This window comes from Achromobacter sp. 77, assembly GCF_020541125.1.
GTDB classification, from domain to species: domain Bacteria; phylum Pseudomonadota; class Gammaproteobacteria; order Burkholderiales; family Burkholderiaceae_B; genus Achromobacter; species Achromobacter mucicolens.
In genome coordinates, this window is the sequence record NZ_CP059848.1 from 3,718,081 (window position 1) to 3,741,294 (window position 23,214).

Here is a 23,214-nt window from a genome sequence, read left to right on the forward strand (position 1 = left end):
GTGCGCGATCGCGCTACGGGGTTGCGGGCAGGATCAGGGCGTCCAGCACCGCGACGCCCTGCCCTGCCTCTTTGATAAGCAGTGGGTTCACTTCGATCTGAGACACGTGCGCGGGCGCGGCCAGCAAGGCGTTGCCGATCGCCACGATGCGCTGGCACGCCGCCGCCACGTCGCCGCGCGGCTTGCCGCGAAAGCCGTCCAGCAACGCAAACGCCTTGAGTTCGCGCAACATCTGCAAGGCGATGTCCTCGTCCACCGGCAAGAGGCGGTGGCTGGTGTCCTGGTAGATTTCGGTCAGCACGCCACCCAGCCCCACGGTCAGCACGGGCCCGAAGACCGGATCGAGCGTGGCGCCGACGATGATCTCGGCGACGCCACGTTCCATCTTCTGGACCATCACGCCGTCGATGCGCGCGCCCGGCTGCGCGCGGGCCGCCGCCTGCGTTACGTCCGCCTAGGCCGCGCGCACCGCCTCGTCGTCCGCCAGGTTCAGCGCAACGCCGCCAGCTTCGGTCTTGTGGGCAATGTCGGGACTCAGGACTTTCACGGCGACGGGATAGCCCACTCGACGCGCGTCGCGCACCGCCTCGTCCGCGCTGCGGGCTACCCCGATGGCGGCCTCGGGCACACCGAACGCGGCCACGTAGGCGCGCGCCTGCGCCTCGTTGCACGGCAAGGCCGGCATGGCCACCGTGTCCAATACCGGTTGAGCCGCCTGGCGCCGGGTGGCGCGGGCTTCGCACCACAACAGATAGGGCGCCAGCGCGGCCACGGCCAAACCAAGGTCCTCGAACACCGCCACTTCGGCCTCGCGCAGCGCCGCGCGGCTTTGCGCCTGGCCCGTGTCGATGGCCACGAACAAACGCCGGTGCTGGCGCGATGCCTCGGCCAGCGCGTCGGCCATGCGGTCAAGCATGTATCCGGGCGCATACACGACCACCACGTCGATGGCGTCCGACGTTCCCAGCGCCTGGAGCACGGTGCGCACGAACGCCGGATCGTTGACCACATTGCCGGTGACGTCCACCGGATTGCCCACCATGCCGTAGTCGGGAATTCCCCCGCGCAGCACCTCCTGCAGGTCCGGCGGCAGATCGGGCAGCGACAGCCCCGCACCGATGAACTTGTCAGCCAGGATGGCGCCCAGCGCACCCGACATCGTCAACACGGCCACGCGCTTGCCTGCCGCGCGGTGCCGCAGCGTCGCCAGGCTGGCCAGATGCGCCATCTGCGCGAAGTCCGTGGCCTCGATGACATTCAGTTGCCGGAACGCCGCCGCATACACGCGGCGATCGCCGGCCAGCGCAGACGTGTGCGACTGCACCGCCTGCGCACCTTTGTCGGTGGCGCCCGCCTTCAGCGCGATCAGCAGCTTGCCGCGCCGTTCGAGTTCGCGGCACGCCTGCACGAAGCGGCCGCCATCGCGCAGCTGTTCGATGTAGCCCAGCACGATCTCGGTCTGCGGATCGGCCGCCAGATATTCCAGATACTGCGAAAAATCCAGGCAGGCCTCGTTGCCCGTGTTGATGAAGTGCGAGAACGGCAGCCCCACACGGCGCGCGATGGCGTACACCGCGGCGCACACGTTGCCGCTCTGCGTCAGCAGGCTGACCGACCCCGGCCCGTCCTGCGCGGGCGCAGTCTTGAAAACCGAGGCAAAGGCGGTGTGCGCCTGCGTATTCAGGTTCGCAAACCCCATGCAGTTCGGGCCGGCAACCGCCATGCCGCTTTCCGCCACAAAGGCTTCCAGCTCGGCCTGCAGGCGCGCGCCCTCGTCGCCCGCCTCGGCAAAGCCCGCGGCATAGACGATCGCAGCGGGAATGCCCTTGGCGTGACAGCGGCGCAGCATGGGCGTTACCTCCGCCGCCGCGATGGCCAGCACCGCCAGGTCCACCGGCTCGGGCACGGCTTCGATCTCAGGCCAGCAACGCAGGCCAAAGACTTCCTGGTACTTCGGGTTGACGGGATAGATGCCGCCTTCAAAGCCGAAGCGGGTCAGCAATTCGAGCGGCATGCCGCCGATCCTGCCCGGGTTGCCGCTGGCGCCGATCATGGCGATCGAACGGGGATTAAGCAACGGTTCAAGGCGGGACGTCATGCGGTTTCACCCGTCTTTCCCGAGACCGCGCCGGACTGTTCGGCCGCCTTGTTTGCATCGCGGGCAGGCAGGTCCTTGTTGCGCTGGATGGCCTGGGCCAGGCCTCGCTGGCGCACCGCCTGGAATTCCTCGGTAAGGTGAGAGAGCTGATGCGTGTCGAAATGGGCCGACAAGGCCGTGCGAAAGCCCTGCGCGTCGGCCGTGCGATTCAGCGAACGCTTCAGGAGGCGCAGCCCGAAGGGCGGCGCCTGCGCGATGCGTTGCGCCAGTTCAAGTGTCGCAGCCTCCAGATCCGCCTCGGGCACCACCCGGTTGACCATGCCGATGCGCAGCGCTTCCTCGGCGCCGACCTTTTCGCCGGTGTAGAGCATTTCCTTGGCCTTGCGCAGCCCCATCACCCAGGGATGGATCAGCACCTCGGTGGCGGCCGCGGCCAGGGTATGCCCCACCGGGTCAGAAAAGTACGCAGTGTCGGCGCACACCACCAGGTCGCACATGTTGGCGATCATGAAGCCGCCAGCCACGCACGCGCCCTGCACCTGCGCCACGACGGGCTTGGGAAAGTCCCAGATGCGCAGGCAATAGCCGTAGTAGCGGCGCGACTCATAAGCCCAGCGTTCCTCGACGGTAAAGTCCGCGCGCTTGGCCTGCGCTTCCTTCAGGTCGTGCCCGGCCGAGAAATGCGCGCCACGGCCGGCCAGGATCACCACCCGGATGTCGTCGTCCTCTTCAGCACGCGCCAGCGCGTGGTCCAGCTCGTCCAGCATCTGCTGGCTTTGCGCGTTGCGCGCGGATTCGCGGGCCAGGCTGATGCGGCATACCGCGTCAAACCGTTCGACGGCCAGGGTGGCGTATTCCATGGTCTCCTCGTCCTTGTAATGCCGCGTCATCGAATGCGGCGCGATCGGCTGGATTGAATTAACGCACCACGAATCCTAAAATACAAAATATTCAAACAATTATTCCCACAATATGAACACGACAGGATCAACCGGGGGAACCCAGAGCATGCGCCGCGCGCTCGGCCTGCTGCGCGTGCTGGCGCAGCATCAGGAGGACGGCATCGATCTGCAGGGTGTGATGACCGCGACCGGCCTGGAGCGCTCCACCGCCCACCGCCTGCTCAGTTGCCTGCTGGAAGAACAATTCGCCGAACGCGACCGCGCCACCCGCCGTTATCGGCTGGGCGTGGATTCGATGCAACTGGGGTTTGCCGCCTTGCGCCGCACGCCGCTGCTGGACGCGCTGCGACCCTTCGCGCAGAAGCTCGCCCGCCTGTCGGGCGACACGGTCTTTCTGGTAATCCGCCAGGGCGACTACGCGCTATGCCTGCTGCGCGAGGCCGGCTCGTTCCCGGTCAAGGTTTTCACCATCGACCAGGGCGAGCGCCGCCTTCTTGGCGTGGGCGCGGGCGGCCTGGCGCTGATGGCGGCACTGCCCGACGAGGAGATCGCCGCGCTGTACGCCCGGCACGCCGCCAGCTACGCGCACATCCGCGTGTCCAGCACCGCGCTGATGAAGGCGGTCAGGCAGACCCGGGCCGCGGGTTACGCCGAGATCGTGGACACCATCACGCCGGGCGTATCGGGCGTGGGCGTGGCGTTTCCCGTGTCCGAGCTGACGTGGGTGGCATTCAGCTTTGGCGCCATCAGCAGCCGGCTCGACGCGCCCCGGCGCGCGCATATGGGCGCCCTGCTGCACGCCGAGTGCCAGGCGTGGGCCAAGGACTACCTGGGTCAGGACGCCAAGTAAAAAGCCCGCAACGCGCCGGCGCTACCGGGACGTTGCGGGCTTGCGGCGCGAAAAGAATCAGATTCGTTCGAAGATCGCTGCGATCCCCTGGCCGCCGCCGATGCACATGGTGACCAGCGCATAGCGGCCTTGCACGCGCTGCAGCTCATGCAGGGCCTTGGTGGCAATGATGGCGCCGGTTGCGCCGATGGGGTGGCCCAGGCCGATGCCGCTGCCGTTCGGGTTCACCTTGGCCGCGTCCAGCTTCAGCTCGCGCGACACCGCGCAAGCCTGGGCGGCAAATGCCTCGTTGGCCTCGATGACGTCCAGCTGGTCAACCGTCAGGCCCGCGCGCTTGAGCGCCGCCTGGGTGGCAGGCACCGGGCCGATGCCCATGATGTCCGGGTCCACACCGGCGTGGGCGTAGGCGACCAGGCGCGCCAGGGGCTTGATGCCGCGCTTGGCCGCGACCGAGGCGTTCATCAGCACCAGCGCGCCCGCGCCGTCGTTCAGGCCGGACGCGTTGCCCGCAGTGACCGTGCCGTTTTCCTTCTGGAACACCGGCTTCAAGCCGGCCAGGCTGTCGGCCGTGACGTCGCGGCGCACGTGTTCGTCGGTGTCGAACACGATCTCGCCTTTGCGCGACTTGATCTTCACGGGCACGATCTGGTCGCGGAAGTGGCCAGCATCGATCGCGGCCGCGGCGCGGCGGTGCGATTCCGCGGCCAAGGCGTCCTGGTCCTGACGGTTGATGCCGAACTTTGCGGCCACGTTTTCCGCCGTGACGCCCATGTGCATCTTGCCGAACGGGTCGGACAGCGCGCCGGTCATCATGTCCAGCATGACGCTGTCGCCCATGCGCGCGCCCCAGCGCTGAGCCGGGGCGATGTACGGCGCGCGGCTCATGCTTTCGGCGCCAGCGCCCACGGCGATGTCGGCGTCACCCAGCATGATCGACTGCGCGGCCGACACGATGGCCTGCAGGCCCGAGCCGCACAGCCGGTTGACGTTGAAGGCGGGCGTTTCCTTGGAGATGCCGGCATTCATGGCGGCCACGCGCGACAGGTACATGTCGCGCGGCTCGGTGTTGATGACGTGGCCGACGGCCACATGGCCCACTTCGTCGCCCGAGACGCCCGCGCGTTCCAGCGCGGCGCGGATGACGGTGGCGCCCAGATCGCAGGGCGGCACATCCTTGAGCGCGCCGCCGAAATCTCCGATGGCGGTGCGGACGGCCGAAGCGACGATGACTTCATTCATGGTGTTTCCTCCTTGTGGTGCGTTTTGAGTCGCGCGATGCGTGGCTTGAAGTGCGGTCCATCATACTGCCGGGCCGCCGCGCCCGCGTTTCGGCCGCCGATACCGAAGCCGTATCGGAAAGGCAAAAAATACTATTGGACAGCGTTCGACGCGTTCCCCGATAGTGGCCACCGGCGCCCCTTGCGGCGCCTTTGTCCGACCCGGAGCGCCCGATGATCGATACGCTGGAACTGACTGCCATTCCCCCAGAGGACGAAGCCTTGCGCACCGAGGTGCGCGCCTTCCTGGCCGATGCGCTGGACGGGCTGGAGCCCGATGAGCGCGCGCGCTCCTGGATGGGGTTTGACGCCGGATTCAGCCGTCAGCTTGCCGAACGCGGCTGGCTGGGCCTGACGCTGCCGCGCGAGTACGGCGGCGCGGCGCGCGGGCAATTCGCACGGTTCGTCCTATCCGAAGAACTGCTGGGCGCGGGCGCGCCCGTGTCGGCGCACTGGATCGCGGACCGCCAGAGCGCGCCCCTCATCCTGAAATACGGCACGCCGGCGCAACGGGACTTCTACCTGCCGCGCATCTGCGCCGCGCAGGCTTTCTTTTGCATCGGCATGAGCGAACCGGGTTCTGGTTCGGACCTGGCCAGCATCCGCACGCGGGCCGAGCCCGATGGCGGCGGATGGCGCCTGAACGGCAGCAAGATCTGGACGACCAACGCGCACCGCTCGCACTACATGATCGCGCTGGTGCGCACCTCGGGCACCGTGGATGATCGGCATCAGGGGTTGTCGCAGGTCGTCGTGGACCTGTCGCTGCCCGGCGTGTCGGTGCGGCCGATCGAAGATCTGGCGGGCGACGCGCATTTTTCGGAAGTGTTCTTCGACAACGTGGCCTTGCCGGCCGATGCGCTGATCGGCGAGGAAGGCGCGGGCTGGGCGCAGGTCAATGCCGAACTGGCGTTCGAGCGCAGCGGCCCCGAGCGTCTGTATTCCAGCATCGCGCTGCTGGAATGCTGGCTGGCGCACTGCCGCGAGCGCGACGCCGACGCCGCAAGCCGCGCCACGTTGGGCGCCATCCTGTCGCAGATGGCGGTGCTGCGCGCCATGTCGCTGGCGGTTGCCGGCAAGCTGGCCGCCGGCCTGAGTCCCGCCACGGAAGCGTCGCTGGTCAAGGACCTGGGCACCGAGCTTGAACAGGCCATCCCGCGCCTCATCGGCGATACGCTGGGCCGGCATCCGGACCGGCCCGTGCCCCTGCCGCTGCTGCGCACGCTGGCGTATCTGGAACAGGTTGCGCCCACGTTTTCGCTGCGCGGCGGTACCCGTGAAATCCTGCGCGGGATCATCGCCCGCGGACTTGGCCTTCGATAAGGACGACCGCCATGGACAACATTTTTGGCGATGCCGCCGAACGCCTTTTTGCCCAGACCTGCACGCCCGAGGTGATCCGCCGGACCGAACAGGGCCAGCCGCCCGCCGCCGCGTGGCAGGCCTGCGAGGACGCGGGCTTTGCGGACGCGCTGGTTCTGGAAGCGCACGGCGGCGCGGGCCTGGGCCTCGCAGACGCGCTGCCGGTCGTGCTGGCGGCGGGCCGGCACCTGTGCCCCTACCCCATTGCCCACACCCTGCTCGCGCGCGCCTGGCTAAGCCGCGCGCAGCGCCCGCAAGCGGCCGGGTCTATCGCGCTTGCGCCGCATGGCGTTGCCATCGATGGCGGACGCATCGCCGGCGTCAGTGTGGCCTGGGCGCGCAGCGCCGACTACGTGCTGGCGGGCATCGGCGGCCAGACCTGGCTGCTGCCCATGCAGGCGGCGCGCGTCGAACCAAACGGCGTGCACGGCAGCCTGGACGGCGGCGCGTCGTGGGCGCTTGGCGACGCCGAACGTATCGAGGGGCCCGCGCCGCTGGACACGCTGGCAGCCGCCGCCTATGCCGGCCTGATCGCCGGCGCGATGGACCGGGTGCTGGCGATGACGCTGGCGTACGCCAACCAGCGCGCGCAGTTCGGCAAGCCCATCGGCCGCTTTCAGGCGGTGCAACAGCAGATCAGCGTGATGGCCGAACAGGTGTGGGCCGCCCGCATGGCGGCACAGCTGGCCTTTCAAGGCGACGACGGCCTGCCTCGCCCCTTGCTTGCCGCGTTGGGCAAGGCCCGCGCAAGCCAGGCCGTGCTGCAGGTGGCCGACATCGCGCACGCGGTGCACGGCGCCATCGGCGTCACCGAGGAATACGACTTGCAGCTTTACACCCGCCGGCTGCGCGATTGGCGGCTGGCGGCGGGATCGGAAGCCCACTGGCACGAGCGCATCGGGGCGGACGCGATCGCCAGCGGGACCGATGCGCTGACCTACCTGCGCACGGCGTTGTACGCCCGGCCAGCCGCCTAGCCCCGCCATGCGTTTCGCGACAACAACGCGAAACCACGCGTCGCGCTTGCGGCAATCCCGCAGGCAGGCTTAGGATGGAGCATGGTTCGTTTCGGGAGCACATCGTGAAGACAGTTGCTGAGCTTCTCAGGGAAAAGGCCAATCACGCCGTCGTGACGGTTTCTCCGGATTCGTCGGTCTTTGACGCGATCAAGACGATGGCTGACCGCGGCATCGGCGCGGTGGTGGTGGTGGAAGGCGACGTGGTGCTGGGCATGCTGACCGAACGCGACTACGCGCGCAAGATCGTCCTGCAGGACCGCTCATCGCGCACGACCAAGGTGCGCGACATCATGACGGACTCGGTCTACTACGTCGGTCCCGCCGACACGCGGGAACACTGCATGGCGATGATGACCGAACGGCATTTCCGCCACCTGCCCGTCATCGACAACGACAAGCTCATCGGCCTGCTGTCCATCGGCGACCTGGTCAAGGACGTGATGAGCGAGCAAAAGTTCATCATCCACGAACTGGAACGCTACATCACGGGCGAACGGGGTTAAAGACGCAAGGCGTGGCCGGCCGCGCCTAGCCGGCCGCACCTAGCCGGCCGCCAACATTCTCGACGCGGGGACGATCAGGCCCAGGCCCGCGGCCAGCAGCAGCACGAACACCATGCGCTTGACCGTCTTCATCGAATTCTCGGTGCTGTAGCGGCGCGCGAACCACGTCACGCCAATCACGACCGGCAGCGCCTGCACGCTCATCCAAAACGACGACGCCATGAAGGCGCCCTGCCCGGTCACGAGCGCAAGCCGCACCGTGGCGTTGAGCGAAAAGAGGATCAAGAGGCTGTTGCGGATGGTGGCCAGCGGCAGCGGCTGGCGGTACAGGTGATAGACCATGGGCGGACCGGCGCTGGAAAACAGGCCGCCCAGCACGCCCGACACCCCGCCGAAAAACACGCTGGACGTGCGCGAAGACAACTGCGCCAGCGGCTGGGTGCGCGTCACCAGCAAGATGGCGCAGGCCAGGATGGTGACGCCAAGCAGCAGTTGCAACAGCACCGCCATGGATCCGCTGATCCACGTCAGCGCGGCCACGCCCACCCCCACGCCGGCCAGGCTGCTGACCGCGGCGGGCGTCAGCAGCGACCAGTTCACCTGCGGTCTGGCGCGCAGCAGCGTGACGCCCGCGTTGACCAGCGACAGCACGCTGACCACGTTGGCGACTTCGGACACCGAGGCCAGCTGAAACACGCCCGACAGGCCCAGCAGCACCAGGCCAAACGCAAAGCCCGTCATCGTCTGGGCATAGGTGGCAAGCGCCACGCAGGCCAAAAACAGCAGGTGTTGATCGATGCTCATACGACGGGTGGAGCCAGACCTCGGCTCTGCCCGGCTGCGCGCCTGGGCGGCAGTGAGCGGATCGACGGGAAACGGCGTGGTAACAGGTTAACGAGTTAACGGGCTAATGCTTTTCGGCGGGAATGATAGCACCGGGGAAATGCGGTGATCCGGCCCTCTTCGCGCCGAATGCACACAGTTGGTCACAATCTGATGCGCTCATGCACCCCGGGCACGCCGCGCGACCGCTATCCTTGCCGCCCGGCTATCCCCTGCCGCCCGCCACCCCGACCTGGATCGCGCGGGCCTGCGTACCGAGAATGACGCCCAAACAGACCACCATCAATACGGTGACGCTGACCTGCTCCACCTGCGGCAGCGCCCAGTTCACCAAGCTGGACACCAACGAATACCAGTGCAGCCACTGCCACGCCGTCACGCTGGTCGAGGACAACGTGGCGCAGCGCCTGGAAAAAATCCTGCGCAACATCCAGAAGCCGCAGCCGGCGCCCATCAAGCCCGTGGCGCTCGTGGCGATCTCGGTGGCGGTCCTGGCCGCGGTGATCGTCCCACTGGTCGTCTCCACGCTGGGTTCGCGCCCGTCATCCGCGCCCACCCGCATTGCCGAGCCGCCCATCGACGCCTCGCTGGTCAAGCTGACCGACGTGCAGGAAATCAAGACCCGCGGGCGCACCGAACTCGTCATGATCGTGCGCAACGAAACGGGCCGCAAGATCGACGTGCCGCGTGTGTCGGCATCGTTCTTCCAGGGCGACCTGTCGCTGGCCACCGTGTCCGGCTCGGCGCCCGCGCGCTCGCTGCAACCGGGGGAATACACGCCCCTGAAGATCTCGGCGCCGGACAAGGCGTTCAGCCGCTATGACCTGCAGGTTGCCACGCCGTCGCCCGCGCGTGGCAAGAACAACGACGTGGCCGCCAGCAAGGTGCAGCTCGTCCGCAACGACGGCACCTACCGACTGGTTGGCCTGATCCGCAACCAGGGCGTCCAGCCGGCCAGCAGCACGCAGATCACGGTCATGCTGTACGGCGCCGACGGCAGGCTGATCGGCACCGGCAACGGCTACGCCACCGCCAGCCCGCTGGCCCCGGATGCGCTGACGTCGTTTGACGTGCGCTGCGAGATGCTGCGCGACGGCGAGGTCGCCGCCTACGATTACATGGTGCAAAGTGAAAGCTGATCGCTCCCCCTCCCGGCGCCTGACGCGGCCGGCCCTGGCCGCGCTGGCGCTGATCCTGTTTGCGGCGGGCGCCTACGCCGCCTGGAAGTTCACCGCCCTCGGGCCGCGCAGCCAGCCCCCCGCGCAAACCGCCGCCAAGGCCGCGCCGGCTGCGGCCGAACCGCCCGCCAGCCGCATTGTGCGCGTCAGCCCGGCCAACACGCGGGTCATCGACCATGTCCGTCTGACCACCGAGGAATTGCTGGACCCGGACTTCGCGCTGTTCGACGCCGGGGCGCTTAAGCTGTCGGCGCCGCGCCGCCTGCTCGACGAGATCGAACGGCCCGTGCTGTATGCGGAACTGGTCAACACCAGCAAGGAATACGTGGCGCTGTCGCCGCGGGCCGAGATCGCGGTGTTCGACGGTTCGCGCCCGCTGGATCTGCGCCAGTCCTGGAGCCTGCCGACGTATCTGTATCCCGGCGAGCGCGTGCCCGTGGCGCTGACCGGGCGCGTGGAACGCTTTTCCGAGGTCAAGACGAACTGGCTGCCCGCCAAGCGCGCCGCCCTGCCCGGCCCGCGGCCGCAGCTTGCCGTGACCGTGGAAAACACCGAAGCCGCCATTGGCACCGGCACGCTGAACTTCACCTACCGCTTCCGTTACAAGTACGTGACGGTGCATGGCCGGGTGCGCAACGACAGCGAGCGCGAGGTCGAGAAGGTGCGCGTGTGGGTCAGCCTGTACGACGCCCAGGACCAGCTCACCGGTGCCACCTTCAAGGAATTGCGCGTGCCGCGCCTGCCGCCTGGCGACAGCGCGCCCTTCGAGGTCGAGGTCAAGCAGTACGGCGGCAATTTCGCCCGCGTTGGCGTGGTCTACGACGCCACCGCGCCCTGATCACCCGACTGAAAGGCGTTTCCCCGGGGCGGCCATGCGGCCGCCCTTTTTCATGACGCCCGGCCTGAGATCCGCCGGTCAGCGCCGCCCCGCCCTCCCGGACGTCGCCGCCGAGCAACAGGCTATCGGGTCAAGTCTTATATAAGATATAAGACATTTGCTACCTGCCCCCACTTGCTTCTACAATTCCGGCCGACAACCCTTCTTCCAACCCGACTTTGAGCAGGCCTCACATGCTGGATACTTACCGCCAACACGTTGCCGAACGCGCGGCTCTGGGGATTCCCCCGCTGCCCCTTACGGCCAAACAAACCGCTGAACTGATCGAACTGCTGAAGAATCCGCCCGCTGGCGAGGAGCAGAATCTGGTCGAGCTGCTGACGCACCGCGTGCCGGCCGGCGTGGACGACGCCGCCAAGGTCAAGGCCTCCTACCTGGCCGCCGTGGCCCTGGGCAAGGAAGCTTGTGCGCTGATCAGCCGTGCCAAGGCGACGCAACTGCTGGGCACGATGCTCGGCGGCTACAACATTGGCCCGCTGGTCGACCTGCTGGATGATGCGGAAATCGGCACCATCGCCGCCGATGCGCTCAAGAAGACCCTGTTGATGTTCGACGCCTTCCACGACGTGAAGGAAAAGGCCGACAAGGGCAACGCCAACGCCAAGTCCGTGATGCAAAGCTGGGCCGACGCCGAATGGTTCACCAGCCGTCCGGAACTGCCGGAAAGCCTGACCATCACGGTCTTCAAGGTCCCGGGCGAAACCAACACCGACGACCTGTCGCCCGCCCCCGACGCCACCACCCGTCCCGACATCCCGATGCACGCCCTGGCGATGCTCAAGAACAAGCGCGACGGCGCCGCGTTCGAACCGGAAGAAGACGGCAAGCGCGGCCCGGTCAAGTTCATCGAATCCCTGAAGGAAAAGGGCCACCTGGTCGCCTACGTGGGCGACGTGGTCGGCACGGGTTCGTCGCGCAAGTCGGCCACCAACTCGGTGCTGTGGTTCACGGGCGAAGACATCCCCTTCGTGCCGAACAAGCGCTTTGGCGGCGTGTGCCTGGGCAACAAGATTGCCCCGATCTTCTACAACACGATGGAAGACGCCGGCGCCCTGCCGATCGAGCTGGACGTGTCCAAGATGGAAATGGGCGACGTGGTCGAGCTGCGCCCCTACGAAGGCAAGGCGATCAAGAACGGTGAAGTCATCGCCGAATTCGAAGTCAAGTCCGACGTGCTGTTCGACGAAGTGCGCGCCGGCGGCCGCATTCCGCTGATCATCGGCCGCGGCCTGACCGCCAAGGCCCGTGAAGCCCTGGGTCTGCCGCCCTCGACGCTGTTCCGCCTGCCCAAGGATCCGGTCGACTCCGGCCGCGGCTTCACGCTGGCCCAGAAGATGGTCGGCCGCGCCTGCGGTCTGCCGGAAGGCCGCGGCATTCGCCCGGGCACCTACTGCGAACCGAAGATGACCTCGGTCGGCAGCCAGGACACCACCGGCCCCATGACCCGCGACGAACTGAAGGACCTGGCCTGCCTGGGCTTCTCGTCCGACCTGGTGATGCAGTCGTTCTGCCACACCGCCGCCTACCCCAAGCCCGTGGACGTCAAGACGCACCACACGCTGCCGGAATTCATCAGCACCCGTGGCGGCGTGTCGCTGCGTCCGGGCGACGGCGTCATCCACTCGTGGCTGAATCGCATGCTGCTGCCCGACACCGTCGGCACCGGCGGCGACTCGCACACGCGCTTTCCCATCGGTATCTCGTTCCCGGCCGGCTCGGGCCTGGTGGCCTTTGCCGCCGCCACGGGCGTCATGCCGCTGGACATGCCGGAATCGGTGCTGGTGCGCTTCAAGGGCAAGCTGCAGCCCGGCGTCACCCTGCGCGACCTGGTCAACGCCATTCCGCTGTACGCCATCAAGCAAGGTCTGCTGACGGTTGCCAAGCAAGGCAAGAAGAACATCTTCTCCGGCCGCATCCTGGAAATCGAAGGCCTGCCCGACCTGAAGGTCGAACAAGCCTTTGAACTGTCGGACGCTTCCGCCGAACGTTCGGCCGCCGGCTGCTCGGTGCGCCTGAACAAGGAACCGATCATCGAGTACATCAACAGCAACATCGTGATGCTCAAGTGGATGATCGCCAACGGCTACGAAGACGAGCGCACGCTGGGCCGCCGCATCAAGGCGATGGAAGCCTGGCTGGCCGACCCCAAGCTGCTGGAGCCGGATGCCGACGCCGAATACGCCGCGGTCATCGAGATCGACCTGGCCGACGTGCATGAACCCATCGTCGCCTGCCCGAACGACCCCGACGACGTGAAGACGCTGTCGGAAGTCGCCGGCGCCAAGATCGACGAAGTGTTCATCGGCAGCTGCATGACCAACATCGGCCACTTCCGCGCGGCGTCCAAGCTGCTGGAAGGCAAGCGCGACATCCCGGTCAAGCTGTGGGTCGCTCCTCCGACCAAGATGGACGCCACGCAACTGACCGAGGAAGGCCACTACGGCGTGTTCGGCACGGCCGGCGCCCGCACCGAAATGCCGGGCTGCTCGCTGTGCATGGGCAACCAGGCGCAGGTCCGCGAAGGCGCGACGGTCATGTCGACCAGCACCCGCAACTTCCCGAACCGCCTGGGCAAGAACACCAACGTGTATCTGGGCTCGGCCGAACTGGCCGCGATCTGCTCGAAGCTTGGCCGCATCCCGACCAAGGACGAGTACATGGCCGACATGGGCGTCATCAACAAGAGCGGCGACCAGATCTACCAGTACCTGAACTTCGACAAGATCCCCGACTACAAGGACGTGGCGGACGTGATCGAGGTCTGATCCTGATCCCCCAGCCAGGCCTCGCGGCCTGATCAACGGCCCCGTGCAATCGCCCGGGGCCGTTTTTTGTTGCCTCTGTCCGAGCGATTGGGATCAGCAGGCAGCCTGTATAACGAAACGTTTCAATACAATCCAGGCATGCCGGTGAGACGTCGGCCGCCATCGCCGGGAAAGCCCCGGCGCATTTTTCCTGGAGGAAGCCTGCCAATGATCCGGCTATTGCCGCCGACGCTGTTGCTGACGCTAGCCGGCTGCGCCACCGCGCCGCCCTCGAATCCCGACAACATCTGCGCCATCTTCCGCGAGAAACCGGAATGGCACGACGCGGCGCTGGAGGTGCAGAAGAAATGGGGCGCCCCGGTGCCGGTGCCGATCGCGATGATGTACCAGGAGTCTTCCTTCAAGCACGACGCGCTGCCGCCGCGCTATTACTTCCTGGGCTTCATCCCGTGGGGCCGCGTGAGCTCGGCGTACGGTTATGCGCAGGCCAAGGACGAGACCTGGGCCGACTACAAGCGCGAAGCGGGCGGCTGGACCTCCAGCCGCGACAACTTCGCCGACGCGCTGGACTTCATGGGCTGGTACATGAACAAGACGCAGCGTATCAACGGCATCTCGAAGTGGGATGCGTATGGGCAGTATCTGAACTACCACGAGGGCTGGACCGGCTACCGCAACCGCAGTTACGACCGCAAGGCATGGTTGAAAACCGTCTCGCAGAAAGTGCAGGCGCGCGCCGAGAAGTTCACGGCGCAGTACAAGAGCTGCGAATCGAGCCTGTCGCGGGGCGGATGGTTCTGGTGAAGGACTGATTCGCCCGGGTGTCTGACACCCGCTGAATTGCCCCGGTGTCTGACACCCCCTGAGACGTCACCGCAGGCTGAAGATCATCTCCCCAGGGTGTCAGACACCGTCCACCGCGCCTCGCGCTGCATGAACGAAAAAAAATCCCGGCGGGCCGGGATTTTTTCTGCTTGGACGGTCGCCCGCCGCGATCAGAAGTCCATGCTGGCCGACAGCGAGAACGTGCGCGGGCCGCCCAGGACGAGGTAGCCGTTGCCCGGATAGCCGCCCACCGACGACCAGTAGTTGCGGTTGGCGATGTTGTCCACGCGGGCGCGCAGCGTCAGGACGTGGCCGTCCACGTCCATCATGTAGCGCAGGCCGGCGTCAAAGCGCGTCCAGCCCGGAACCTTGAGCGTGTTGGCGTCATCGGCATACGACGAGCCGGTGTAGACCACGCGGCCGTCGATGGCCAAGCCTTCGACGCCCGGGATGTCCCATTCCACGCCCATGTTGGCCTGGAAGCGCGGCACGCCGATCACGCGGTTGCCGTTCAGCGAGGCGTTGCCCGTCGACACCTGCTTGGCGTCGAGCCAGGTCAGGCCGCCCAGCAGGCGCACGCTGCGCACGGGTTCGCCGAATACGGTCAGCTCGACGCCTTGGTGGCGGTCCTTGCCGGAATTGGTCAGCTCGTTGGCGGCGTTGTAGGCCGCGCGCGGCTTTTCCGTCGAGAAGAACGCCAGGCCGCCACCCAGGCTGTCGCCTTCATACTTCACGCCCACTTCCTTCTGCTTGGACACGAAGGGCGGAAGGCTCTGGCCGACGTTCGGCACCGGGCGGCCGCCTGCGGTTGCGGGCGCGGTCGGGCCGGCAACCAGGGCTTCGATGTAGTTGGCATACAGCGAAACGCTGGGCGCAACCTTGACCACCAGACCGAAGGCGGGCGAATTGTGGCTGGCGTCGTAGGCGCCGCTTTCATTGCCGGTGTTGTACGCGTAATCGCGCTGCGACATGCGCTGATGGCGGATGCCGGCCGTAAACAGCACCTTGTCGTCCAGGAAGGACATCGTGTCGCCGATGGCGTAACTGCTCAGGCGGGTACGGCCCTGCAGCGCGGGGTTGTCCAGATCATTGCCGCGCAGCGCGCCGGCGCTGAAGGCAGGCTTGTCGTACGAGATCGGATCGTAAATGTTCGTGGGGAACGTGTTGCGGAAGTCCATCACGTACGCGTTCTTTTTCTTTAGATCGAACCACGACGCCGACACGACGAACTCGTGCCCCACGGGACCCGTGCGCAACTTGCCGCGCAGGCCGATTTCGCCCGTGTTGACGCTGTCTTCACGCGTGTTGTCGAAGCGGTAGAAGTTGCCGGCGCCGGTGCTGCCGTTGGTAAGCGTGATGTTGCCCAGGGAGTTGGCTTCGTCGCTGCGGCGCATGCCGAACGCGCCGTACGCGGTCAGCTTGTCGCTGAAGTCATGTTCCGCGCGGAGCGTGCCGAAGACGTCGCGCTCGTTGGAATACGTCCACGGCTGCGCATAGTTGGAGCTGGCGTCCGGCGCATCGGGCACGGTCGTGACGCCGGCGCCCAGAGTCACGTTGGGGCGCGGGCGCTTGAGCTTGTTTTCCTGCCAGCCGATGTCGGCGGACAGGCGCGTGTCGGCGGACCGCCAGTCCAGGCCCAAGGAGACCACGCTGGTGCGGCTATGTTCGTCGTCGATGGCCGTGTCGCCACTGCGCTGCGCGGCGTTCAAACGGATGCCGGTGCTGTCGTCCGGGCCAAAGCGGCGGGCGATATCGGTGGACAACTGGAACTGGCCGCCGCTGGAAACCCCGGTGGTGACCCGCGTCAACGGCTCGTTCGGCGCGCGCTTGGGCACCAGGTTGATGACGCCGCCAATGCCGCCGCCACCGGGCGTGGCGCCGGTCAAGAAGGCCGTCGCGCCGCGCAGCACTTCCACGCGTTCGAAGAGCTCCGTGGCGATGTACTGACGGGGCAGCAGACTGTACAGGCCGTTGTAGGCCACATCATCCGAACTCAGAATGAAGCCGCGAATGAAGTAAGACTCCTGGAAGTTGCCAAAACCGCGCGCCACGCGCACACCCGAGTCGTTCTGCAGCACGTCGCCCACGCTCTTGGCCTGGCGGTCCTGGATCAGCTCGTTGGTGTAGCTGGTCACGCTGAACGGCGTGTTCATGAAGTCCTCGGTGCCGAGGATGCCGACACGGCCGCCGCGGGCCACCTGCCCGCCCGCGAACGGCGCAGACAGACCGCCGGCCGATGCGTCCGCGCTGGCCTCGACCCGGATGGCGTCCATCGAGGTCACGGAGCCGCTGGTCGTGGCGGGCTGGGTCTGGGGAGCGGTCTGGGGTGCGGTCTGGGCGTGGACGGCGCCAAAGCACGGCAAGGCGGCGGCCATGCAAGCGAGAGTTCTGATTTTCATATCGGGGCGCTGGTAAAGCGGAAGCGGGTCCGCGTTGCGGTGGGGAGATCCGCAAAAACCCGATTCGAATCGCGTGGCTATCCGGGGTAACCGGCGCCATCCAAGCACATTCGCGATTGGGGTCTTGAGGTCTGACCGCGACGATGTTACCAAAAGAGAATCGTTCTCATTGATTCTCTCAAACAGAATTGAGGCTCGGCGTTGCAGCCAAGCAACATATTCCGCAACGATTCAGCAGGTCGTCAGCGCATCGGCCGGTTCGGTTTCCCCATACGCCGCTAACGCCTCCGCAAGCGCCCCGTCCGCGTCGGGCAACGCCGCGTCGCCCTGCTGCGGCACTTCCCCCACCGCCGATCCTGCCACCAGCACGAAATGCACGGGCTTCTTGCCGGCCATCAGCAACAGGACCCCTTCTTCACCGTCCCGCGTGGCGCCCGCTACCGCGGCGCTGCCGGCGGGCACGACCGCAAAGTCCGGATCGCCGCCCGCCACCTTGGGCAGCGGCCCCGCCCCCTTGCTGCAATGCCTGGCGCGCACGCCCAGGTCGCCCTGGATGGCGTAAAACCAGGCGTTCCAGCCGGGCGGCATGGGCACCAGGGTGGTTGCGCCGGGCCGTAGCCAGCCGTCCAGGATCAGCAACGGTTCGGGCGTGCGCAAGGGCGACTCCAGCCCCCCGAAGCTGCCGGACACGACCCGGACCTTGCCCGAAGGCGCCTGGATGGCAGGCATGTCCGCGGCGCGCAGCATCGAGGTCATGGGCGGCAAGGATTTCAGGTGCGCCGGATGATCGATGAAGATCTGCAGGCCATGCAGCCGGGCCTCGCCTACTGGCCGCTGCGCGTGCACGATGCCGCGCCCGGCCTGCGTCCAGTGCAGGTCGCCGGCATGAATGTCCTGGTTGTTCTCGATGCCGTCCAGGCTTTGCATGACGCCGGTGCTGTCTTCCAGCATCAGGGTCGCGGCGCTGATGCCCGCGTGCGTATGCGGTTCGAAGGTTGGCCCGGTCATGACGAAGTGATCCACCAGCACCACGGGCGAGATGCATCGCGAGAAATCGGTATGGCGAAACTGGCGGATGGTGCAGGCGTCGCCCATGTAGCGGCTGGAACCCGGAACGACGGCGCTAAGGTGAAGAGTCAAAAAATGCTGCCTTGCTGGTTGCTGAACATGTATTGCCGCGACAGCTTATGAGTTCGGACCGCCGGACAGTAGGGGCCAATTTCAGGAATAATTGTCCCGGCTGTCAGGACAATGCCAGCCAATATTCCGAATTCCCCTATTAAAACGCTGTATGCCTAACTACGCTCACCGCCTTGAAGACCTGCTGCTTTTCAGCGAAGTCGTTGAAAAAGGCGGCTTCTCGGCGGCCGCACGTGTGTTGAATATGCAACGTTCCAAGCTGAGCCGCCGAGTCGCCGAGCTGGAAGCGCGCCTGGGCGTGCGGCTGCTTCAGCGCAATACGCGGCGCGTGTCGCTCACCCCGATGGGCGAACGGATTCATGCCCACGCCAAAGCGCTGGCCCACGAAGCGCGTAGCGTCTTCGACCTGGCCGCGTCCATGGGCGATGCGCCCGCCGGCATGCTGCGCATCACCGCGCCTGCGCCGCTGGCGACCCGGATCCTGGGCGACCTGGTCGGCCGCTTCTGCGCGGAGCACCCGCGCGTGCGCGTGCTGCTGGACACGCGCGACCAGATCATCGACCTGGTCGGCGAGGGGTACGACCTGGGCTTTCGCGCCCAGTCATCGTCGCTGACGGACGCCCGATTGAATGCGATCGAAATCTCCCCCGTGCCGCTGGCGCTGGTGTGCAGCCCGGCGATGGCCAAATCCCCGCCGCGTCACCCGCGCGACCTGGCCACCCTGCCCCTGCTTGCCCACGGCACGCAGGACGGCCTGCACACCTGGCGCTTGACCGGCCCGGGCGGCGAAATGGAAGCGGTGGAATTCCAGCCCCGCAGCCTGAGCAGCAATATGGACACGCTGCGCGCCATGGCGGCGGCGGGCCTGGGTCTGGCGCTGGTGCCGCGCTATCTGTGCGGCGACGATCTCGATCAAGGCCGGCTGGCGCGTCTCCTGCCCGACTGGACGCCCGCGCCCGCCCGCATCTACGCCGTCATGCCGGCACGTTGCGGCGAGCCGCTGGCCTTGAAGCGCTTTCTTGAATTCACGGCGGCTGAATTGCCCGCGTACCTGACCTGAAGCGCGCCTTCCGGAGCACAGGGCCTTGCAGGCTTGGCGTGCGTCCGCCAAAGTAAGGGTTTCGCCGAATCCGAACCGGTCTGGCGCGATACGGGGCCGGAACTTTGACGTGCCGTTCAAGTCTTATATAAGATATAAGACACAAACCAAGATATAGACCCTCGGCAAACTTGTCCAAGAGACAATGACAAACTCGCCGAAACGCCTGAAAATGCCGCCTTCAGCCTGGGCAAAACCACGGAGTCCATCATGCCGCACAACACCCTAGACACACTCAAGAATTTCAAGATCGGCAACAAGTCCTGTCAGTTCTATTCGCTGCCGGCGCTGGGCAAGTCGCTTGGCATCGATGTGCAGCGGCTGCCGGTCTCCATCCGCATCGTGCTGGAATCCGTGCTGCGCAACTGCGACGGCAAGAAGGTCACCGAAGAACACGTCCGTCAGCTGGCCAACTGGCAAGCCAACGCCAAGCGCGAAGATGAAATTCCGTTTGTGGTCGCCCGCGTCGTGCTGCAGGACTTCACCGGCGTGCCGCTGCTGGCCGATATCGCCGCCATGCGTTCGGTTGCCGACAAGATGGGCAAGAGCCCCAAGAGCATCGAGCCCCTGGTGCCCGTGGACTTGGTGGTGGACCACTCGGTCATGATCGACTACTTCGGCACCAAGAACGCGCTGGACCTGAACATGAAGCTGGAGTTCAAGCGCAATCAAGAGCGCTACCAGTTCATGAAGTGGGGCATGCAGGCGTTCGACACCTTTGGCGTCGTGCCCCCGGGCTTTGGCATCGTTCACCAGGTCAACCTGGAATACCTGGCGCGCGGCGTGCACCAGGACAAGAAAAACAACGTCTTTTACCCCGACTCGCTGGTGGGCACCGACAGCCACACCACGATGATCAACGGCATCGGCGTGGTCGGCTGGGGCGTGGGCGGCATCGAGGCCGAAGCCGGCATGCTGGGCCAGCCCGTGTACTTCCTGACGCCAGACGTGGTGGGCGTCGAGCTCAAGGGCCAACTGCGCGGCGGCGTCACCGCCACCGACCTGGTGCTGACCATCACTGAAATGCTCCGCCGTGAAAAGGTAGTGGGCAAGTTCGTCGAATTCTGCGGCGAAGGCACCGCCAGCCTGACCGTGGCCGAACGCGCCACCATCGGCAACATGGCGCCGGAATACGGCGCCACCATGGGCTTTTTCCCGGTCGACGAACGCACCATCGACTATTTCCGCGGCACCGGCCGCACCGAAGAGGAAATCGCCGCCTTCGAGGCCTATTTCAAGGCGCAGAAGATGTTCGGCGTGCCCGCGTCCAAGGACATCAATTTCACCAAGCTGCTGACGCTGGACCTGTCCACCGTCGCGCCGTCGCTGGCGGGCCCGAAGCGCCCGCAAGACCGCATCGAGATCGGCAACGTCAAGAACACGTTCATCGACCTGTTCTCCAAGCCGGTGGCCGAAAACGGCTTCAACCAGCCCGCCGAAAAGCTCGACCAGACCTTCACGACCAGCGCCGGCACCAAGATCAAGAACGGCGACATCCTGATCGCGGCCATCACGTCCTGCACCAACACGTCCAACCCCAGCGTGCTGCTGGCGGCGGGCCTGTTGGCCAAGAAGGCCGTGGAAGCCGGCCTGACCGTGCCCAAGCACATCAAGACCTCGCTCGCCCCCGGATCCCGCGTCGTCACTGAATACCTGACCAAGACGGGCCTGCTGCCCTACCTGGAAAAGCTCGGGTTCGACGTGGCCGCCTACGGCTGCACGACCTGCATCGGCAACGCCGGCGACCTGACCCCGGACCTGAACGAAGCCATCACCAGCAACGACCTGGTGTGTTCGGCCGTGCTCTCGGGCAACCGCAACTTCGAGGCGCGCATTCACCCGAACATCAAGGCCAACTTCCTGGCCTCGCCCCCGCTGGTCGTGGCCTATGCGCTGGCCGGCACCGTGACGCGCGACCTGATGACCGAGCCGGTGGGCCGCGGCAAGAACGGCGACGTGTGGCTGGGCAACATCTGGCCGACCACCGAGGAGATCGACGCGCTGCTCAAGTACGCGCTGGACCCGGAAGCCTTCGAAGCCAACTACGGCCAGGTCAAGAGCAATCCCGGCAAGCTCTGGGAAAACATCAAGGGCGTCACCGGCGACACCTACAACTGGCCCGATTCCACCTACATCGCCGAGCCGCCCTTCTTCGAGGGCTTCGGCATGACCCCGGGCGCGATGCCCACGGTCAAGGGTGCGCGCGCGCTGGGGGTGTTTGGCGATTCGGTCACCACCGACCACATCTCGCCCGCCGGTTCCATCAAGGAAAGCTCGCCCGCGGGCAAGTGGCTGAAGGAACACGGCGTCATGAAGGCCGACTTCAATAGCTACGGCTCGCGCCGCGGCAACCACGAAATCATGATGCGCGGCACGTTCGCCAACGTGCGGATCAAGAACCTCATGATTCCGGCGCTGCCCGACGGCAGCCGCTTCGAAGGCGGCGAAACGCTGTTCCAGCCCACCGGCGAACAGATGTCGATCTATGACGCCGCCATGAAGTACATCGAGGCCGGCACGCCCACCGTGGTGTTCGGCGGCGAAGAGTACGGCACCGGCTCGTCGCGCGACTGGGCCGCCAAGGGCACCCAGCTGCTGGGCGTCAAGGCGGTCATCACCCGCAGCTTCGAACGCATCCACCGCAGCAACCTGGTGGGCATGGGCGTGCTGCCCCTGCAGTTCAAGGGTAACGACAGCGTGCAATCGCTGGGCATCACGGGTGAAGAAACGTACGACATCTCCGGCCTGGAAAACGGCGTCAAGCCGATGCAGGACGTGACGCTGACGATCACGCGCAAGGACGGTTCCAAGCAGGACGTGACCGTGCTGCTGCGCATCGATACGCCGATCGAGGTGGATTACTACCAGCACGGCGGCATCCTGCCGTTCGTGTTGCGCCAACTGCTGGCGGCGTAAAAGGCCCCCACGCCGCACTTGCTTCGCTCGCTTGCTGCCCCCCAAGGGGGCGGCCCCGCCTTCGGGCGGCCGGGCGGCGGGGCGGCAATTCTTCTGCAGAACGCCCCGGGACCTTGCGGTTCCGGGGCGTTTTTCATTGGCCCTGCGCCATGAATCGGCAGGTGTCTGACACCCCCCGGAGATGGTCTTGGGCTTGCCGCTATTTTTCAGCGGGTGTCAGACACCTGGTCATCTTTAATCGAACTGATAGGCGTCCATCGCCAGCGCGCCATACGACACTTCGTCGTTCAGGCGCTTTGCCTTTTCTCCGCCCGCGCCCAGCGCCACGTACAGCGGCATCAGGTGGTCGTCGTGCGGGTGCGCCTGCATCGCGCCGGGCGCCTGCGCCTGCCAGTCCAGCAGCGCGGGCACGTCGTGGTGCGCCAGCTTGTCTGCGTACCACGCTTGAAATCCCGGCACATAGTCCGCCGCGGGCGCGTTCTGCGGCATGCGGACATGGCGCAGGTTGTGCGTCAGCGACCCCGAGCCGATGATCAGGATATCTTCGTCGCGCAGGCGCGTCAGCGCGCGGCCCAGTTCCATCTGGCCGGCCGCGTCGCGGCCCATGTCCAGCGACAGTTGCACGACGGGCACGTCCACGTCGGGATACAGGTAGCGCAGCGGCACCCAGGCGCCGTGGTCCAGCGGACGGCGCGGATCGCGGTCGGCGGTAATGCCCGATTCCGCCAGCAGCGCCTGCACGCGCGCGGCCAGTTCGGGCGATCCGGGCGCGGCGTATTGCAGCGCATAGAGTTCGGCCGGGAATCCGCCAAAATCGTGCCAGGCAACCTGCTGGTCACGGGTCGACAGCGCCAGGCCTTCGCCCATCCAGTGCGGCGAAACCACCAGAATGCCGCGCGGCTTGCGGCCCTGCGCGGCGCTCCAATCGGCCAGCGCGGGGCCGGTCCGGCCGGGCTCGACGGCCAGCATGGGAGAACCGTGGGAAACGAAAAGCGTAGGCCAACGCATGGCGATGCCTCCAGAAGCAATTAACGATGCTCACATTGTCAGCCGATTCAAATGCGCAATAAACCCCCTTCATGGGGATTGTCTGTTGCCCGATCAGCATCAATCCGTCTTCTTGCGAATCCCGCCGGCCGC

Annotated in this window: 16 protein-coding genes and 1 pseudogene; 10 read left to right on the forward strand and 7 right to left on the reverse strand. The window is 66.3% G+C overall.

Annotated elements, in window-relative coordinates; translation table 11 throughout:
- Positions 1-13: 13 nt before the first annotated feature.
- Positions 14-2,098, reverse strand: a pseudogene (locus H4P35_RS17175) (acetate--CoA ligase family protein).
- A complete protein-coding gene (locus H4P35_RS17180) occupies positions 2,095-2,958 on the reverse strand; it encodes an enoyl-CoA hydratase (protein WP_226846333.1) in 864 nt (287 codons plus the stop codon). The pseudogene H4P35_RS17175 and the gene H4P35_RS17180 overlap by 4 nt, the downstream one beginning before the upstream one ends.
- Positions 2,959-3,070: 112 nt before the next feature.
- Here H4P35_RS17180 and H4P35_RS17185 point away from each other — a divergent pair, with 112 nt between their 5' ends.
- Positions 3,071-3,850 carry an IclR family transcriptional regulator gene (locus H4P35_RS17185; protein WP_226846334.1) on the forward strand — a complete coding sequence of 260 codons (780 nt, stop codon included), beginning with the start codon at positions 3,071-3,073 and terminating at the stop codon, positions 3,848-3,850.
- Between the two features lie 57 nt (positions 3,851-3,907).
- On the opposite strand, the gene H4P35_RS17190 is transcribed toward H4P35_RS17185, so the two are convergent.
- The gene (locus tag H4P35_RS17190; RefSeq protein ID WP_062839119.1) at positions 3,908-5,089 is read right to left on the reverse strand and encodes an acetyl-CoA C-acyltransferase family protein; all 1,182 of its coding nucleotides are present in this window, start codon (positions 5,087-5,089) and stop codon (positions 3,908-3,910) included.
- A 212-nt stretch (positions 5,090-5,301) separates the two neighbouring features.
- On the opposite strand from H4P35_RS17190, the gene H4P35_RS17195 reads away from it, so the two are divergent.
- The 3 genes from H4P35_RS17195 to H4P35_RS17205 all read left to right on the forward strand — a co-directional run bounded on the left by H4P35_RS17195 (position 5,302) and on the right by H4P35_RS17205 (position 8,011).
- Positions 5,302-6,450 carry an acyl-CoA dehydrogenase family protein gene (locus H4P35_RS17195; protein WP_226846335.1) on the forward strand — a complete coding sequence of 383 codons (1,149 nt, stop codon included), beginning with the start codon at positions 5,302-5,304 and terminating at the stop codon, positions 6,448-6,450.
- An 11-nt stretch (positions 6,451-6,461) separates the two neighbouring features.
- Complete coding sequence (locus H4P35_RS17200; RefSeq protein ID WP_226846336.1) at positions 6,462-7,466, forward strand: acyl-CoA dehydrogenase; 1,005 nt, start codon at positions 6,462-6,464, stop codon at positions 7,464-7,466.
- A 104-nt stretch (positions 7,467-7,570) separates the two neighbouring features.
- Positions 7,571-8,011: a CBS domain-containing protein gene (locus H4P35_RS17205; protein WP_056324612.1), complete on the forward strand. Its 441-nt coding sequence runs from the start codon at positions 7,571-7,573 to the stop codon at positions 8,009-8,011.
- A gap of 39 nt (positions 8,012-8,050) precedes the next feature.
- Here H4P35_RS17205 and H4P35_RS17210 read toward each other — a convergent pair whose 3' ends face one another.
- Positions 8,051-8,815 (reverse strand): TSUP family transporter, encoded by a 765-nt coding sequence (locus H4P35_RS17210; RefSeq protein WP_175234093.1) that lies wholly within the window; start codon positions 8,813-8,815, stop codon positions 8,051-8,053.
- Positions 8,816-9,114: 299 nt separating this feature from the next.
- Between H4P35_RS17210 and H4P35_RS17215 the strand changes: the two genes are divergently transcribed.
- The 4 genes from H4P35_RS17215 to H4P35_RS17230 all read left to right on the forward strand — a co-directional run bounded on the left by H4P35_RS17215 (position 9,115) and on the right by H4P35_RS17230 (position 14,499).
- Complete coding sequence (locus tag H4P35_RS17215; protein ID WP_226846337.1) at positions 9,115-9,993, forward strand: FxLYD domain-containing protein; 879 nt, start codon at positions 9,115-9,117, stop codon at positions 9,991-9,993.
- Positions 9,983-10,870 (forward strand): FxLYD domain-containing protein, encoded by an 888-nt coding sequence (locus H4P35_RS17220; RefSeq protein ID WP_226846338.1) that lies wholly within the window; start codon positions 9,983-9,985, stop codon positions 10,868-10,870. The genes H4P35_RS17215 and H4P35_RS17220 overlap by 11 nt, the downstream gene beginning before the upstream one ends.
- Positions 10,871-11,103: 233 nt before the next feature.
- Entirely contained in the window at positions 11,104-13,695 is a 2,592-nt protein-coding gene (acnB, locus tag H4P35_RS17225; RefSeq protein ID WP_056323792.1) for a bifunctional aconitate hydratase 2/2-methylisocitrate dehydratase, read from the forward strand.
- A gap of 207 nt (positions 13,696-13,902) precedes the next feature.
- Entirely contained in the window at positions 13,903-14,499 is a 597-nt protein-coding gene (locus H4P35_RS17230; protein WP_056323789.1) for a hypothetical protein, read from the forward strand.
- Positions 14,500-14,690: 191 nt separating this feature from the next.
- On the opposite strand, the gene H4P35_RS17235 is transcribed toward H4P35_RS17230, so the two are convergent.
- Positions 14,691-16,919 (reverse strand): TonB-dependent siderophore receptor, encoded by a 2,229-nt coding sequence (locus tag H4P35_RS17235; RefSeq protein ID WP_226846339.1) that lies wholly within the window; start codon positions 16,917-16,919, stop codon positions 14,691-14,693.
- A 231-nt stretch (positions 16,920-17,150) separates the two neighbouring features.
- A complete protein-coding gene (locus tag H4P35_RS17240; RefSeq protein ID WP_180098314.1) occupies positions 17,151-18,059 on the reverse strand; it encodes a pirin family protein in 909 nt (302 codons plus the stop codon).
- Between the two features lie 151 nt (positions 18,060-18,210).
- Between H4P35_RS17240 and H4P35_RS17245 the strand changes: the two genes are divergently transcribed.
- Positions 18,211-19,119 (forward strand): LysR substrate-binding domain-containing protein, encoded by a 909-nt coding sequence (locus tag H4P35_RS17245; RefSeq protein WP_226846340.1) that lies wholly within the window; start codon positions 18,211-18,213, stop codon positions 19,117-19,119.
- A 249-nt stretch (positions 19,120-19,368) separates the two neighbouring features.
- A complete protein-coding gene (acnA, locus tag H4P35_RS17250; protein ID WP_226846341.1) occupies positions 19,369-22,074 on the forward strand; it encodes an aconitate hydratase AcnA in 2,706 nt (901 codons plus the stop codon).
- 234 nt (positions 22,075-22,308) lie between these two features.
- Here acnA and H4P35_RS17255 read toward each other — a convergent pair whose 3' ends face one another.
- Positions 22,309-23,082, reverse strand: a complete 774-nt coding sequence (locus tag H4P35_RS17255) for a class III extradiol ring-cleavage dioxygenase (protein WP_226846342.1) — start codon at positions 23,080-23,082, stop codon at positions 22,309-22,311.
- Positions 23,083-23,214 lie beyond the last annotated feature (132 nt).